The organism is Pseudomonas sp. 3MAES_34.3B (genome assembly GCF_058145875.1).
The window spans coordinates 1,743,495-1,759,084 of sequence record NZ_CM176960.1; the positions used below are offsets into that span (position 1 = coordinate 1,743,495).

14 protein-coding genes are annotated in these 15,590 nt (G+C 59.3%); 10 read left to right on the top strand and 4 right to left on the bottom strand.

From position 1 onward, the window contains the following. Positions 1-56: 56 nt before the first annotated feature. On the top strand, positions 57-452 hold the full coding sequence (locus AC3Z8Y_RS07745) for a RidA family protein (protein WP_490089166.1): 396 nt from the start codon (positions 57-59) through the stop codon (positions 450-452). Between the two features lie 66 nt (positions 453-518). Here AC3Z8Y_RS07745 and AC3Z8Y_RS07750 read toward each other — a convergent pair whose 3' ends face one another. Further along, positions 519-923, bottom strand: coding sequence for a DUF3592 domain-containing protein (locus AC3Z8Y_RS07750; protein WP_490089167.1), 405 nt, complete (start codon positions 921-923; stop codon positions 519-521). 233 nt (positions 924-1,156) lie between these two features. Between AC3Z8Y_RS07750 and AC3Z8Y_RS07755 the strand changes: the two genes are divergently transcribed. From AC3Z8Y_RS07755 to AC3Z8Y_RS07765, 3 genes are all read left to right on the top strand, one after another. Continuing rightward, on the top strand, positions 1,157-1,981 hold the full coding sequence (locus tag AC3Z8Y_RS07755) for an AraC family transcriptional regulator (protein ID WP_490089168.1): 825 nt from the start codon (positions 1,157-1,159) through the stop codon (positions 1,979-1,981). A gap of 71 nt (positions 1,982-2,052) precedes the next feature. Next, positions 2,053-2,439, top strand: a complete 387-nt coding sequence (locus tag AC3Z8Y_RS07760) for a cupin domain-containing protein (RefSeq protein WP_490089169.1) — start codon at positions 2,053-2,055, stop codon at positions 2,437-2,439. A gap of 172 nt (positions 2,440-2,611) precedes the next feature. Further along, on the top strand, positions 2,612-3,493 hold the full coding sequence (locus AC3Z8Y_RS07765; protein WP_490089170.1) for a helix-turn-helix transcriptional regulator: 882 nt from the start codon (positions 2,612-2,614) through the stop codon (positions 3,491-3,493). Here AC3Z8Y_RS07765 and AC3Z8Y_RS07770 read toward each other — a convergent pair. Then, positions 3,444-4,031, bottom strand: a complete 588-nt coding sequence (locus AC3Z8Y_RS07770) for a LysE family translocator (RefSeq protein ID WP_490089171.1) — start codon at positions 4,029-4,031, stop codon at positions 3,444-3,446. The two genes, AC3Z8Y_RS07765 and AC3Z8Y_RS07770, sit on opposite strands and share 50 nt — an antisense overlap. A gap of 239 nt (positions 4,032-4,270) precedes the next feature. Here AC3Z8Y_RS07770 and AC3Z8Y_RS07775 point away from each other — a divergent pair, with 239 nt between their 5' ends. The 4 genes from AC3Z8Y_RS07775 (at position 4,271) to AC3Z8Y_RS07790 (ending at position 6,920) form a co-directional block, all read left to right on the top strand. Beyond that, positions 4,271-4,882, top strand: a complete 612-nt coding sequence (locus tag AC3Z8Y_RS07775) for a LysE family translocator (protein ID WP_490089172.1) — start codon at positions 4,271-4,273, stop codon at positions 4,880-4,882. Positions 4,883-4,903: 21 nt separating this feature from the next. Continuing rightward, positions 4,904-5,530, top strand: a complete 627-nt coding sequence (locus AC3Z8Y_RS07780; protein WP_490089173.1) for a VOC family protein — start codon at positions 4,904-4,906, stop codon at positions 5,528-5,530. A gap of 182 nt (positions 5,531-5,712) precedes the next feature. Beyond that, a complete protein-coding gene (locus tag AC3Z8Y_RS07785; protein WP_490089174.1) occupies positions 5,713-6,372 on the top strand; it encodes a M24 family metallopeptidase in 660 nt (219 codons plus the stop codon). 119 nt (positions 6,373-6,491) lie between these two features. Then, entirely contained in the window at positions 6,492-6,920 is a 429-nt protein-coding gene (locus AC3Z8Y_RS07790; protein WP_490089175.1) for a TOBE domain-containing protein, read from the top strand. Between the two features lie 155 nt (positions 6,921-7,075). On the opposite strand, the gene AC3Z8Y_RS07795 is transcribed toward AC3Z8Y_RS07790, so the two are convergent. Then, a complete protein-coding gene (locus AC3Z8Y_RS07795; RefSeq protein WP_490089176.1) occupies positions 7,076-9,775 on the bottom strand; it encodes a M10 family metallopeptidase C-terminal domain-containing protein in 2,700 nt (899 codons plus the stop codon). A 347-nt stretch (positions 9,776-10,122) separates the two neighbouring features. Between AC3Z8Y_RS07795 and AC3Z8Y_RS07800 the strand changes: the two genes are divergently transcribed. Continuing rightward, positions 10,123-11,643 carry a calcium-binding protein gene (locus tag AC3Z8Y_RS07800; RefSeq protein WP_490089177.1) on the top strand — a complete coding sequence of 507 codons (1,521 nt, stop codon included), beginning with the start codon at positions 10,123-10,125 and terminating at the stop codon, positions 11,641-11,643. A 134-nt stretch (positions 11,644-11,777) separates the two neighbouring features. On the opposite strand, the gene AC3Z8Y_RS07805 is transcribed toward AC3Z8Y_RS07800, so the two are convergent. Next, entirely contained in the window at positions 11,778-13,325 is a 1,548-nt protein-coding gene (locus tag AC3Z8Y_RS07805; protein ID WP_490089178.1) for a M10 family metallopeptidase C-terminal domain-containing protein, read from the bottom strand. Positions 13,326-13,846: 521 nt separating this feature from the next. Here AC3Z8Y_RS07805 and AC3Z8Y_RS07810 point away from each other — a divergent pair. After that, entirely contained in the window at positions 13,847-15,532 is a 1,686-nt protein-coding gene (locus AC3Z8Y_RS07810; RefSeq protein WP_490089179.1) for a calcium-binding protein, read from the top strand. The last annotated feature ends 58 nt before the right edge of the window (positions 15,533-15,590 follow it).

Genomic DNA, 15,590 nt, shown 5'->3' on the forward strand with positions numbered 1-15,590 from the left:
CTACCGTATCTCCATTGTTGATAACGGGTCAGCCGACCCTTGATGGAGCTACTGCCATGACCGAGCGCGACGTTGTTTTCCCAGCTGGCCGCCAGGCGCTTTACGAGCGCAATCGTTACTCGCCGGCCGTATGCAGCAATGGTTTGCTGTTTGTCTCCGGCCAGGTTGGCAGCCGCGAGGATGGCTCTCCCGAACCGGACTTGCGCGACCAGGTACGTCTGGCCTTCACCAACCTGAACGCGGTACTCGCCGCCGCCAACTGCACGTTCGATGACGTGGTCGACGTGACGGTATTTATCGTGAACCCCGAATCGAGGTTTGAAACCATATGGGAAGTTGTACCCGAATACTGGGGGCAGGCACCGTTCCCGACTATCACCTGCGTGGGGGTGACCTGGTTGTATGGCTTCGACTTCGAGATCAAGGTGGTGGCGAAGCTGCCTGGGTGTTGAAGCCAGGCGTTATGCGGTGTGGCTTTCGTGTCGCTAGTGGCAGCGTCGATCCAACTCAAGTTTCCATCAGCGAAATAGCGCCGTCAGGCTTCGCATCCAGTCGGCAAAGCTTCCTTTTATATACTCACGCGCTGGCACTCGTGGAACGATGCAACACATCTCCGGATCAGCCTTGGCGTGCCAGACCATGATGGTATCGCCCCGGTTATAACGGGCAATGGCTTCCTGCAGCCGGGTTTGCGAATGGCCGTCCAGTGTCTCGGTCCAGGCTTTATGAAACCGTTGCCCGTTTGCGGTGTAGCTAAAGGTCAGTAAAGGCTGGCCCCCTATACCAGGCTTACCTTCGACGTACGTGACTTGCCCTTCCACCGTGGAACCTTCAGTTGTGCGCAATACTTTGATGGTTCGCCACACGGACAACAGGGCTCCGAGAATGGCCGCAGATATTTTTAGCAAGAGAACAAACGACATCGCGAGAGCAGGCCTTGCTGGTTACTGGATGTGAGTGATTATCGAGCGCCGTTATCGCCTTGGCTAGCGGTTGTGGATGCGGGGAAAGCGGCGCCATACGATGCGAGTGCCAGGTTTGAAGGTGGGCGCCGGCAGTGGGGGGATCAACATTCCCGCCACCAACGCGCCATGTAGCAAATTATCAATTCGGGGCATAGGCTTACCCGAACGGCGCGATACCGGGAAATTACCTCATGGAACGAAAGTCCGGTCAATCAGGCCCTCCCGATTGGGTCATACGCAGCGCGCTTCCGAGCAGCGTGGAGCGCATCGAAGCGTGGTTCGGCAGCCATGGCTACGATCCGCACCGGCACGATACCTACTCGATCGGCCGCACCCTCGCCGGCGTGCAGAGTTTTCACTACAGGGGATCTCTGCGCCACGGCCTGCCGGGCAACACACTTGTGCTTCACCCGGACGAAGTACACGACGGAATGGCCGGCACAGATGCGGGCTTCCGCTACCGCATGGCGTACATTGACCCTTCGCTCATACAAAACGTTCTAGGCGGAGAACCCCTGCCTTTTATCCCAGGTGGCCTGTCGAGCGATCTACGGCTGTACCATGCCAGCGAAGTATTCGTGCAGGCGATGGATCACCCGCTCGAAGCGCTGGAAGAACAGGATGCCTTGTATGATCTGGCGATAGCTTTGCGTACCGTCGCAGGCAAGCCGCGTGGCCGCAAACGATTGGATTACCGCTCGGCCGAACGTGCCAGGGCTTTCATCATGGAGCACCTTCACTTGGGGATCACCCTGGAGATGCTTGAACATGCCACCGGGCGCGAGCGGTGGAGCTTGTCTCGGGATTTCAGGACCCTTTACGGTACCAGCCCTTACCGCTTCGTCACGCTCCGTCGCCTGGACTGCTTTCGCAGGCTGATCCTGGATGGCTTGACACTGGTGGATGCCGCGCTGGCCGCCGGTTTTCATGATCAGAGCCACATGACCCGCCACTTCACACGCAGCTTTGGTGTACCGCCTTTGCGCTGGCTGGAACGTTTGCGGCAAGCCCGCTGACGTGCAGGATCGTACAAGAGCGGAGCACGTTGTGCCCGATAGCCTGACAGCTCCCATCAAGAGGATCTGTCATGACCAAGCCGCGTAACCAGCCCGCATCCCTCGCCGTGAACCTTACTGAAAAGGCTTCACTGATTGATCAACAATGGAGCCCGAGAGTCGTCGCGGAAATGAACGACTACCAGTTCAAGGTCGTGCGGATCGAAGGTGAGTTCATCTGGCACTCCCACCCGGAGACCGATGAAGCCTTCCTTGTGCTGGAGGGTACCCTGCGTATCGATCTGCCGGAGGGTTGCGTCCATGTGAACGCCGGTGAGCTGTATGTTGTGCCACGCGGGGTCGAGCACAGAACAGCCGCTCAGGGTGAAGCGAAAGTAATGATGATCGAGCCGCGCGGCATTTTGAACACAGGGCATGAGGGTGGCGCGCGGACAGCCGAGAATGATCTGTGGATATGACTGACAGCTTCTTGCCCTTGGTTCGGGGTGTCCACGTTTAACCGTAGCTTCCGGGCAGGCGTGGCTCTTCGCAGTGGGCTGCTGCGACTCGAGGCCGCCATTGACCTGGCGGTTTGTGAAGCTGGCCGCTAACCTCGATAGGCCAAGCATGGGCCTCGCAGGATGTTTTCCAATGCCAAGATCAATCAGCTTCGACACGCCCAGCTTCTGGCGAGATCCTGCTCTCCCGTTTATTGAAGCCCGAACAATCGCCGACGGCCGTAAGGTATGTTATGCCCCCCACTTCCACGAGACCTTTTCGATCGGAGCCATCACCCATCGGGCCTGTCACTACCTTCATGGGAAAAGCACTCACAAGGTTGGTGCTGGTACGGTAGTGGTCATGAACCCTGGCGAGGTGCATGCCTGCAATCCGATAACGGATGAACCGTGGTCCTATGTGATGTTCTTCGTGGACGCAGCCTGGCTCGGAGAGCTTCAGCATGGAGCGGGTGCAACTGCCACAGTGTCGTTTCAGCCAATTGCGATTACCCACAGCGCCGATGCAAGCGCGTTCCAAACGCTGACCGAGCTGCATACCACGCTGACCGATCCACAAGGCGATGTGCTGCAAAAGCAGTGCGATGTGATCAATGTCTTTCAAGCCTTGCCGCAAATCCTCGGGCTGGCACCAAAAGGGCGTAGCGCTCCAGATGCCCGTATCAAGCGGGCTGCGGAGCTGCTAGACCGTCACTATCGGTTACCTGTCAGCCTGGAAGACCTGTGCGAAGCAGCCAGTCTCTCGGCCTCCCATCTGATCAGAAGTTTCCAACAGTCTTACCTCATGACGCCTCATGCATACCTTCTCAACCTTCGCATTCAATGTGCGAGGCGCCAGTTACGGGTCGGCCAGCCGATCGCAGACGTCGCACAGGGGTGCGGTTTTGCCGATCAGGCTCACCTCCAGCGCGTGTTTAAGAAACACCTTGCGGCAACGCCCGGCCAGTATCGCTCCACCTGCCTGGTCAATGAGGCAACAGCGACACCGCAGAACCTATCAATAGCAGCGCCATAACACGGTTGAAGGCTCGAATCGCAGCAGTGTTGCCCGAAAAGCGCCGAAGGAATGAACCTGCGTAAGCCCAACAGGCCATCGAGACATAACAGACCACGAAATAAATCGCTGCAAACTGCAGAACAAGCGCAGGTTCCCCGTCACCTACGAATAACGCGACCCCTGCGATGGCCGCCAGCCAGGCTTTTGGGTTTAACCACTGCATCGCCGCGCCCAAGGCTACCGAAGGGGGCTTACCGCCCTGATTCATGCTCAAGCGCCCGTCGTCGCGGGCCAGTTTCCACGCCACATAAACGAGGAACAACATTCCAGCCCATTGGGCGAAAACAACCAGGAAGGGCATCGCCACTAATACCTCCCGAAGCCCTAGGCCTATCAAAAGGAGTAGCAGCACGAACCCCGCTGAGGCTCCGAATACGTGACGCTGGCTAGCCCGAAAACCATGACTGGCTCCAATAGCGAGCCCCACAATGTTCACCGGGCCAGGTGTTATGGACGCCACCAGAGCAAACAAAGCCATCGAAATAAACGCATTCATCGAGCACCTTCGATTTGGAGCGGAAAGGAGGTTCCACTCTGCGTTTCCCGGGCATTGGGGTATTGAACAAAATGACCGACCTAGGGCTCACGGCCGCAAGCCTGAACTACAGGCTCAAGAACCAACCCCAAACCTCTGTATGCAACAGGTGTAGCGGTGAATTCACACGCCGCTGTACGGCCTCGCCGTGCACGTTGTGAGGTACTGTCAACGCTACAACTCCTAGAGAACATACGGATATGCTCCTTGACCTGCTGCCTGCCTTCGCGCTCTTCGCCCTTGTGTCATCGATCACGCCTGGCCCCAACAACACCATGTTGCTGGCCTCAGGGGTGAACTTCGGTTTCCTGCGCACCATTCCCCACGCCCTGGGCATCAGCCTGGGGTTCATGCTGCTGGTGGTGGCGGTGGGGCTGGGCCTGGGTGAGATCTTCAACGCCGTGCCTTGGACGTATACCGCCTTGCGTTGGGCAGGCGCGGCCTACTTGCTGTACCTGGCCTGGCGCATTGCCACCTCGGGGGGCATGAGCGAGGCGGGCGGGCAGAGCAGCAAGCCGGTGACCTTCCTGGGCGCCGCCGCCTTTCAATGGGTGAACCCCAAGGCCTGGGTAATGGCGGTTGGAGCCATCACCACCTATGTTCCGGCCCAGGGCTACGTCTATAACGTATTGGTTATTGCTGCGGTGTTTGCGCTGGTCAACCTTCCCAGCGTGTGCGTATGGGCAGGTTTCGGCAGCGCCTTGCGCAACGTACTGCGGGTGCCGCGCTGGTTGCGCCTCTTCAACTGGGGCATGGCAGCGTTGCTGGTGCTATCGCTGTATCCGCTGCTGCAAAGCCAACCCTCGGCCTAAGCCCTGTCTGGAGCTGTGCATATGAGGCGTTCCTTCCTGGATCATCTGGTTATCGTGTCACCCACCCTTGCAGCAGGCGCACAGCTCGTGGAGCACGCGCTGGGTGTGCAGTTGCAGCCCGGGGGTAAGCACGCACGTATGAGTACGCATAATCTGCTGCTACGGCTTGGGGAGCATTTCTATCTCGAAGTCATTGCCGCTGACCACGCTGCTCCCGTACCCGCCAGGCCCAGATGGTTCGGCCTGGATGAGCTGGATGCGCACGCTGCTCCTTATCTGGCGCACTGGGTAGCGCGTACAGAGCACCTGGTTGGCATAGATGAAAGGCTGCGGAAGGTTTTTGGAGAGGTAGAGCCGATGAGCAGGGGAGCGTTGTCCTGGACTATTTCGATTCAACCTGACGGGCATTTACCTCAGGGAGGGGTTATCCCGAGCCTGATTGACTGGGGAGCATCGACGCATCCCGCGCAGGGGATGGTCGATAAGGGCTGTGCATTGCAACGCTTAGAAATCACTCATCCTGACCCGGAGTTGGTGGAGCAGCATTTGGAGGCTATCGGCTTTTCCGGGCCGGTCATTGTGCTGCGCGGTGAGCGATATGGTTTGCAGGCATACATCGAGACGCTGAACGGCCTCAGAACCCTTTAGCGCGAGGCAGTGTGGGCAATCCGCTTTCGGCCTGAGAGGAAGGGTGTAAGCCACAGGCTAGACGCAAGGCGCTGGTGAAGTCTTCTCCACGGATTAAACACTTTGTGATATTCGCCCACACGGGTACCGCTATATAGTCGTGAATATAACGATTCGCCATCTAGCCTGTGAGGAGAACCGCTGTGAATGCACAGAACAAGGAAGCCGTGGGCGCAGCCTATAGCATCGATTCGATGCGCCATGCCCAAGCCAAAACCTGGGAGGCCATTCGCACCTTGGCCCCGCTGATCAAGCCCGGCATGCGCGAATCCGAGGCGCGGGTGCTGGGCAAGCAGGTGTTGGAGGAACTTGACACCCAGCGTATCTGGCACCCCTTGCTGGTGCGTTTCGGTGCCAACACCCTGAAGACCTTCGGCGCGCGCGCCAGAGAGGACCTGGTGTTGGGCGAGAACGACATCTTCTTCATCGACATGGGCGCCGTATGGCAAGGCCACGAAGGTGACGCCGGGCAAACCTTCACCACCGGCAGCGATCCGCAGATGATCGCCTGCGCGGCCGCCGCGCAAACCCTGTTCAATGTAGTCCAGGCCCGCTGGCAGCAAGGCCGCGTTACCGGCCTGGAGCTGTACACCTACGCCGAAGAACAAGCCCGGTCCATGGGCTGGAAGCTGAACCTGGATATCAAGGGCCACCGGGTCAGCGACTTCCCCCATTCGGTGCACAAGGGCGGCGACCTCGGCGACTTCGATCTGCAACCCAATGCTGGGCTTTGGATTCTTGAAATCCAGATCGCCCACCCCACGCTGCCCTACGGCGCCTTTTTCGAAGACTTGTTAGCGTGATACGAGTGTTTGTATGAGAAAGGGTTTACGGCCGGGCTTGAATATCTGAGGCGTTGGGCTGGTAACTACACAGCGCTAACAGGAATATGTGCACGCACTACTGATATCAAGGATCTCTTATGAAAGTTAGCGCTCGCAATGTTTTCAAAGGCGTCGTGACCCAGATGCTTCCGGGTGCCGTCAACGCGGAAGTCGAACTCACATTGGGTGGCGGTGAGAAGCTGGTAGCCGTAGTCACTATGAGCAGTATCCATAGTCTCGGATTGTCTAGCGGCAAAGAGGTCGTGGCACTGATCAAGGCCCCTTGGGTCATGCTCATGACGGACGCGGGCGGCTACCGTCTATCCGCTCGAAATTGTCTGGAGGGTACGGTTCTGCGCGTGACGGACGGCGCCGTAAACTGTGAAGTAGTAATCCAGTTGCCGAGCGGCATGGAAATATTCTCCATTGTGACCCGCGATGCGGTACACGAGTTGGGGCTGGCTCCTGGTGTGGCGGCCACAGCGGTGATCAAAGCCTCGCATATCATCCTTGGGGTTGCGCCCTGAAACCGTATTGGTTTTTGGCGACGGCTACTCAGTGCTCAACCCCTTGCCCATGTGATCGTCGCGAGCAATGTTTCAACCGCCGAGCACGCCGTGGATGCCGCTATTCAACCGGGCGGTGTTGCGCCAATTGATGCCCATGGGTACTCATAAGTGCCCTACACCCCCAGCAACGTCAGCTCGGGGCTGACATCGGCGAATACGAACTGGTCGGCACCCAGGTCGTGGCTATGGTCCCCGGTCAAGACAATCTCGAAGCGTTGGCCGTTGTCGCCGGTGGTGGTGAAGTCCTTGATATAGGTGCGGTCGCCTGCAGCACTGTAGCTGACCTTGAGCGTGCCATTGTGGCCATTTCCCAGGCCGGTATACCCCAGGGCCGACACGTCGATCAGGTCTCGCTGGCCTGAGAAGTCCTCGATGATGTCGCTGGCGCCGCGCAGGCTGTCGGCGCTGCTGATATAGCGGAACGTATCGGCGCCCGAACCTCCAAACAGCTGGTCTACGCCAGTATTCCCGGTAAGCCGGTCGTCTCCGGCACCGCCGCTGAGGGTGTCATTACCGCTGCCGCCGGCCAAGGTGTCATTGCCACTGCCGCCGTCCAGGAAATCGGCTCCGGCATTGCCGGCCAGCGTATCGTTACCGGCCATACCGCGCAGGGTGTCGTTGCCCGCCAGGCCACTGATACGGTCGTCGCTGAAATAGCCGACGATGGTGTCGTCCCCGGTGGTTGGCGAGTCGATGGAGTAATCGTCGTAGCTGGCGGGTTGCTGATTGAAATGGGTGGCGACCGGATCGCCAAACCGGATGGCCGCGTTATTGATGTAGGTCTCGTTTTCGAGCACCAGCTTGAAGAAGTTGCCGTTGGCATCGGCATCCAGCGATTGCAGGGTGATGGACTGTGACGAGCCGTTTCTGGAATAGGTGAGCGTGCCGTCATGGCCGTCGCCCAGGGATGTGAACCCCAGGGCCGAGAGGTCGAGCACGTCGGTGTCATAGTCAAAGTCGGTGATGACGTCGCTGGCCTGCACGCCCAGGGTGGGGTTGGTGTAGCTGTCGGTCACCGCGCTGAAGACGAAGGTGTCCGCGCCTGCTCCGCCCGTGAGCCGATCCGCGTCGGCGCCCCCGATGATGTAATCGGCGCCCCCGCCGCCGCTGAGGGTGTCAGCCCCGGCAAGGCCGGCCAGGGTTTCATTGGCGCTGCTGCCAGTGGAGACATCCGCGCCGGAGGTGCCTTGGATCAGCGTTTCAAAGTCACCGGCATGCAGCCGCGTCTGATAATCGCCCGCCAGTGCCAGTTGGAAGTAGTGGCCTTGGCTGTCTGCGTCCAGGCTGCGCAGGTAAGTGCGGTCCAAACTGGCGTTGTAGGTCAAACGCAGGGTGCCATCGTGGCCATTGCCGAGGCCGCTGAAGCCCAGGCTGGCCACATCGAGTTGGTCCTCGCCGGGCTTGAAGTCGGTGATTACGTCGTTGGCACCGCGCACGCTATCGCCGGCGTTGGTGTAGCGGAAGGTATCGGCGCCCGCGCCGCCGGTCAGCCGGTCGATGCCGGCGCCGCCGTAAAGCAGGTCGTCATACGCAGCGCCAACCAGGCGGTCATCGCCCGCGCCGCCGTAGAGCAGGGTGTCGGCTATCGTGCTCGCGCGCAGCAGGTCGCTGCTGGCGGTGCCGGTTACAACCAGGCCAAGGTGGTTGCCGAAGGCGTCGCTGTCGGTGCCATAAAACAGCGTGGCGGGGTCGCCCAGGCGGCTGAAGTAATTATCAAACACCGTGTTGAAGCCAATAGGGTCTTCATTGCGCTCGGCCACCGCATAGCTGGCGCTGCCACTGCTGATGATGTTGTTGTACACCACGTTGCCCTGAGCCGCGCCCAGGGCGGTTACATCGGTGTCGTCCGAGGCCTGTATGAGCACCTCCGCGTTGCCGTGGTCCAGCACATTACTGTAAAGCGTGTTGCCGGCAATGGTGTTTCCCGAGCTACCGACCACGCCTACGGCCGCGCCGCCATTGTCGTGCACGGTCACGCCGCTGACCCGGCTTTGGTCAGTGAGCTTGAGCAGTACCCCTTCGTCCCTGTTGCCATACACCTCGCCCCCCGTGATCTGGACCCGGCCGTTGGGCTCTTCGCCCGGCGGGCCCTGGATGAGCAGGCCGCGGCCATTGTTGTTGGCAGAGTCGTTGTCGGCCAGGGTGGTCTGGTAGTTGTCGAGCAGCAAGGTGAAGCCGTTGCGGCCGTTGTTTTCGCTGCGGTTGTCTTGGAAGCCGCCGGCGTCTACGTATTCGCTGAACTGGCCAACCAGGTGGGCAAAGAAACCATCCAGGCCGTTGCCCCTGGCCACGCTGTCGGTAACGCTCAGGCCGTAGGTGTTCTCTTGGGCGTTGAGCCCGTTGCCGCTGCAATTGACCAGTGCCACGCCGCTGAGGCTGACGCCTGTGTCCGGGTTGTCGCGCAAGTTCTCCCCGCCGGTGGTAAAGCCGTCCACGCGGCCGCTGGTGCCCGCGCTATTGCCATCGATGGTGAGGTCATGGGCGCCAACGTGCTGCGTTTCGCCGGCGGTTCGCACGATACCGGTAACGGGCTTGTCCCAGCCATCGGCAAGCTTGAGGCTGGTCGCGTCGGCCCCGTCACCGCCAAGGGTCACCCGGTTATACAGCTGCAGGCAGCTGCTGGCGCTCAGCTCGGGGTTGCCGCTGACGATGTAAGTGCCTTCAGGCAGGTACACCTCGGCATCGATTATCTCGTCGGCAGACTCAACGGCGGCCCTGGCGGCATCAATGGCTGCCTGAATAGCGTGGGTATCGTCGGTAACGCCATCGCCAACCGCGCCGTAGTCGCGGACATCGAAATAGGTAGTGGCCATTGGAACTCCCGGGTTCGCCGGCTGCTGCCTGGGTACCTGTGCACCGGTGGCGTGGCCTGGCTTGTTGTATGAAGGTGGATACAAGGGTAGTTCAGGTTTACCCCGTGCTGCGGCCTTCTGATCCAATCTACGATCTTGTCGATGGCGGTGCTTTGCGAGAGACGGCTATGGGTTGGAAACGCCCCTACCTCGATGGCTGCTTAGTCATAGCGGTCCTTCAGGGCGTGTTTGAGGCTATGCAGTTCACCTACTACATTGAAGCAACAGCCGTGCTGGCCGAGCCCGGTGGGCTACAGCCTGAATTGCCGACCCGAACCCAGCAATCCAACCCAATCAGGATCAATATCGTGCCTACAGGTTCTATAAGCGCTCCCCTGACCCCGAGTGATGAGCACGTTACCGTTTACAATCAAGGTTCCTTCACTGCCTACATTGGCACACCGGGCGATGATGCAATTACCGGTAGCTATTACATAGATCACATATTTGGCGGTGCCGGGAACGACACCCTGGATGGGGGTGGCTTTATCGACACATTGGTAGGCGGCGCCGGGGTCGATACCCTCACCGGCAGCGCAGCCGACGGATACCAGGTGACATTCGTGTTCACGTCGCTCACCGACAGTTACGCCGATGCCCAAGGCTCCCACTCAGACCTGATTACCGGTTTCAGCCCATACGACATATTGGACCTCACCGCCCTTGGCCTGGAGCGGATCGGTAACGGCCACAATGGCGACCTGGCCGTCAGCTATGACGCTGCCACGGACATTACCTACGTGCGGTCGCTGGACAAAGACGCCAGCGGCGATTTCTTCGAGGTACGCCTGGCGGGCGATTTTCAAGGCCAGCTAAGCACATCCAACTTTGTACTGCGCCACGATGGCACAGCCGGCAACGACACCCTGGACTACAGCTTCAGCGCCAAGCACTACGTGCTCAATGGCCTGGCCGGCAACGATACGCTGTATGGCAGTAAAGTCGGCAGCGTACTGGATGGCGGCGCGGGTGCTGATCACATGATCGGCAGCTGGAATGATGAAACTTACCTTTATCACCAGCTCAGCGACAGCTTCGTCAACGACGCCTCGGGTGTGTCCAGCGTTGACCTTATCACCGAATTCAACCTCTTCCGTGGGGACGTACTGGACGTTTCCGCGCTGGGCTTCACGGGCCTGGGCGACGGCTACAACGGCACGCTGAATTATGCCTATGGCAAAACCGTGGAGCATATTGTGCTGCAGTCGTTCGAAACCGATGCCCAGGGCAACCGCTTCAAGGTGTATATCGACCAGGCCTACGGCCAAGGTGAGCATGCTGCTCGAGATGCGGATGGTTTTATCTTCGCCGGTGATAACAGCCCTGTCGATGCCGACCAGACGCTGACCGGGAAGCCGACCTGGGATGACCTCTATACGGGAAGTGACGGCGGCATCATTATCGGCGGCGGTGCCGGCGATGCGCTACATGGCGGTGAGGGGATAAATGGGTTGGATGGGCTAGATACCTTCCGCTATTTAAGCGGCAGCGACAGCTTTCATGGCCGTGGCAACGTTGACCTGATCATGAATTTTGACGTGACCCAAGACAAGATCGACGTGTCGGCCCTCGGCTATACAGGCCTGGGCGACGGCACCAACGGCACCTTGAAGCTGGTGTACGACCCAGACTTGCACCACACCTACCTCAAGGCCTACGACCTCAATGCCGATGGCTACCGCTTCGAAGTCGCCCTGCAAGGCGGCTACACCAGAACATTCACCGCAGATAACCTGGTCGTTGCCAGCACCGGTTCAACCGCTGAGCATGCTTCTGATGCGCCTATTGAACTGGTAGGTAATGCGCCGAGTGATATTCACGCCGCTTAGTTGAGAGGCTGCTTTTGTTAATCGTCGTCAGCCCGTTGTTGGTGTCTACTGCCGCCCTTAGCTGTCGTTAGCACCCACACCGTAGCGCCTGCGTAACCAAGGGGGATGCTGATAGCCCGGCTGTTGAGGAAGTGTTAGCTCACGTGGTCAACAATAGTGTGCCCAATGAGCGCCACCTCTGGCGTATCGGCAACTATCAGGTCGGCATTGGTGAGCACTCGCGTGTAGTCGAACCCGGCTAGCGTGACCTGGAAGGCGTGCCCATCGGCACCTGGCTCGCTACTACGTAGGTAGGTACGGTCGTGGATTTCATCGTAGGTCATGCTCAAGGTGCCATCGCGGCCGTTACCCAAACCGGTCACGCCGAGTGCGGAGACATCAAGCTTGTCTTCGCCCCAGATAAAATCAGTGATCAGGTCGCTGCTGCCGGCATAACTATCAGCGCTGCTGGTGAACACGAAACGGTCGTTGCCGGTGCCGCCGGTGAGCTTGTCCGCGCCCGCCCCGCCCGTCAGCACGTCGTCACCGGCGTTACCCTCAAGGGTGTCGTTTCCGGCGCCACCGGCCAGAGTATCGTTGCCCCAGTAGCCATACAGGGTGTTTGCCTTATCGTCGCCGACCAGATTCACCGGGATGATTGGCTGCGGGGTGGTCACCGCTGTCGCGTCACTGGGCGGGGCGAACAGCACGGTGCTGGTATTTAGCTCACTGACGTGGTTCCCACTGAGCAGAATTTCGAAGCGGTTACCGTTGGCATCGGCCTCCAAGGATTTAAGCGCAGTGGCATCGCCGGCGTGGTTCAGGACCACCTTAAGCGTACCGTTGTAACCGTTACCTAGCCCGGTGAAACCCAATGCGGACACATCAATCATGTCATGGCCGTTGCCACTGAAGTCGGTGATCAGGTCACGGCTGCTGTAGCTGCCACTGGCATCGTTACGGTAGCTGTCGCTGAGCTGGGTATACACGAAGTTGTCGGCACCCGCGCCGCCGCTCAGGGTGTCTCCCCCGGTGCCGCCGAATAGCCGGTCATTGCCCGCACCTGCTGCGACGGTATCGCGGCCAGCGCCGGCCTTCAGGGATTCGCTGGCGTCTGTGCCTTCGAGCAGGTCGTTGTGCGAGGTGCCGTTGATCAGTGGCTGGAAGTTGGCATCGGTAATAAGGCCGCTCCTGGACAGGAACTGCACGGCAAAATGTTTGCCATTACCGTCTTGCTCGTAACTTTCCAAAATGTAAATGCCGCGCAGGGGCTCGCTACGGATGTGCAAGGTATCACCATAGCCATTGCCCAAATGGGTATAGCCCAGGGCCGACACGTCGAGGATATCGTGGGCGGGATCGAAATAGCTGATGGTGTCGGTATACTCGCCTCCGCCCTTGATATAGCTGTCGCCGATGCGGTCGAAGCGGAATACATCGTTGCCGGCGCCGCCGTCCATGCCGTCGTATCCGGCACTTGCGACCATCACATCGTTGCCACCCCCGCTGACTAGCTGGTCGTTGCCGCCTCCACCCATCAGCAGCTCATTGGCCAGCCCACCACGTATGTAGTCGTTGCCAGGGGTACCCTGCACGATGAGTTCTATCGGGTTGCTGCTGACCTGGCTACTAGCGCTTGTAGCCTGTAAACCCCCAAGCGCCGTACGGCTGGTGAGGTCCTTGATGTTAGAAACCTGGGTCATGCGTGCTCCTTACCTGCGGTGGGCCCACTGCGAGTGTAGTCCGACGCCAGTAATGCCGTTTCGTTGAAGGCAATGGGGTGTATCCACGCCGGTAACGCGAGTACCAGCGGGATCAGGATCATAAGGGAGGTACTTTCAAAGCTGCTTGGTCATAACCATCGGCAAAAAAATTCGAACCAGCGTTTGAACCGCTCGATGGCCTCTCTTCCGCAAAAGAGGTTTGGCCAAACCATGCTGAATATCAGTGTTCGGGATAGTACAGCGTGACTGGCGAGCCTCACATCGAGAGTATTTCAACTCTATCCAATAAAGAAGTGAAGCAAGTGAACATTCATATAGCTCTGCTAAGGTCATAAGCTCATTCACTCAAAGGCTCAACCCCTCGTGATGACTTCCAGTAGTGCGCCTGCGAGCACTCATACCGTCAGAACTGGCCCGGGCACTGTCCGGGTCGACCTCACGGGCCAGTTTGACGACAACCAGAGCACTGATCGCCCATAGATCAAGCAAAAAGTGTGCGAATGGAGCGCTTCAACAGCGACGGGAGCCGCGACCTTACCTTTGGCCAGAACGGTGTTAGTACCATCGACACTGGCGCTTATTTTGTAGGGATGGAGCTGAAGGTCGGTACAGATGGCACCTCCCTGCTCAGCGTGCGTGGGTTTGACGAAGCGGCAGTGATCAAGATCGCCAATGACGGCACCTTGGTTAAGAGCTTTGGCGACAAGGGCATCCTGACCCTGCCTATTCCTATCGACGACTACTACTACACCGAAGAAATTTCCACTACGGTGCAAGCCGATGGCAGTGTGGTGTACGGCGGTTCGTACAGCCCTCTGCTGCTTGCAGATCCTCTGTTTATCCTGAAGCGCTTCAATCCTGACGGTCAGGTGGATACCCGTTTCGGTGAGAATGGCCGGCTCTTTCTCACCCCAAGCATGGGGTTCGTCGACGACTCGGTGCTTGCCGTGCAGGAGGATGGCAAGATCATCCTCATGGGCCACGGTGACAGCGACACCAGGGCCACCGTGGCGCGGTTCAATACGGACGGTTCCTACGACAACAGTTTCGGCGACAACGGCAAAGTAACCTTCAAGACCGACGCGCCGATGGCGCTGACCGTACAAGCCGATGGGAAGATTCTCGCCACGGGCACTACCGACGGTGATTTCAGCATCGTGCGCTTCAATACCGACGGCAGCCTGGATACCAGCTTCGGCAGCCCGAACGGCAAGCTGCATATCGACGGCTACACCGGAGAAGAGATACTCAAGGGCACCGGCGCGGCCGAGGTAATTCGTGGCCTGGCGGGCGATGACGTGCTCCAGGGCAATGGCGGCCGCGATCTGCTGCAAGGCGGCGGCGCTGGCGCAGACATCTTCCGCTTCACCGCACTCAGCGACAGCTACCGCACCGCCTCCCAGAACGGCAGTGACCGCATCCAGGACTTCGACCCTGCCCATGACCGTATCGACCTGATCGGCCTGGGCTTCACCGGCATCGGCGATGGCCATGACGGCACCCTGGCCGTGCAAGCCAGCGCCGACGGTAGCCGTACTTACCTCAAAAGCTACGACGCCGATGCCTCCGGCCAACGGTTCGAACTGGCCCTGGACGGCAACCTGGTAGGCCAATTGAACAGCGGCAACCTGGTGTTCACCCCAGCGGCCGTTGAAGGTACCTCGGGCAAAGACACGATTACAGGCTCTGCCTTGTCGGAAATCATCTACGGCTTGGGCGGCAATGACCGGATCAACGGCGGCGTTGGCGCGGATGTCATCATCGGCGGCGCCGGCGCCGACCGCCTCAACGGCGGGGACAGAGCCAACATCTCCTGGTGGACCGACAACCACCAGAACGACGACGTGTTCCGCTACACCTCCACCGACGACAGCTACCGCACGGCAAGCCAGAGCTTCGTCGACCTGATCGATCACCTGACGGTGGACGACAAGATCGATGTGGCGCAGCTGGGTTATACCGGCTTCGGCGACGGCACCGGCACCACGCTTAAAGTGACCTATAACGGCAACCTAGGCCGTACCTACCTGCAGGATGTTGAAGCAGACGCACAGGGTCACAAATTTCAGATTGCCGTTAGTGGTGACTGGAGAGAGAGCCTGGATGAGCGCAACGTGGTGTTTGCGGGTGGGGAACAGGTTGGGTTGATAGGGGTGGCGGGGGAGGTTGATCAGGCGGGTGTGTAGGGGTGACAGGAGCTAGCGCTTTGAACAGGCCCTCAGTATCTGCCTTTGCACCCGGTTG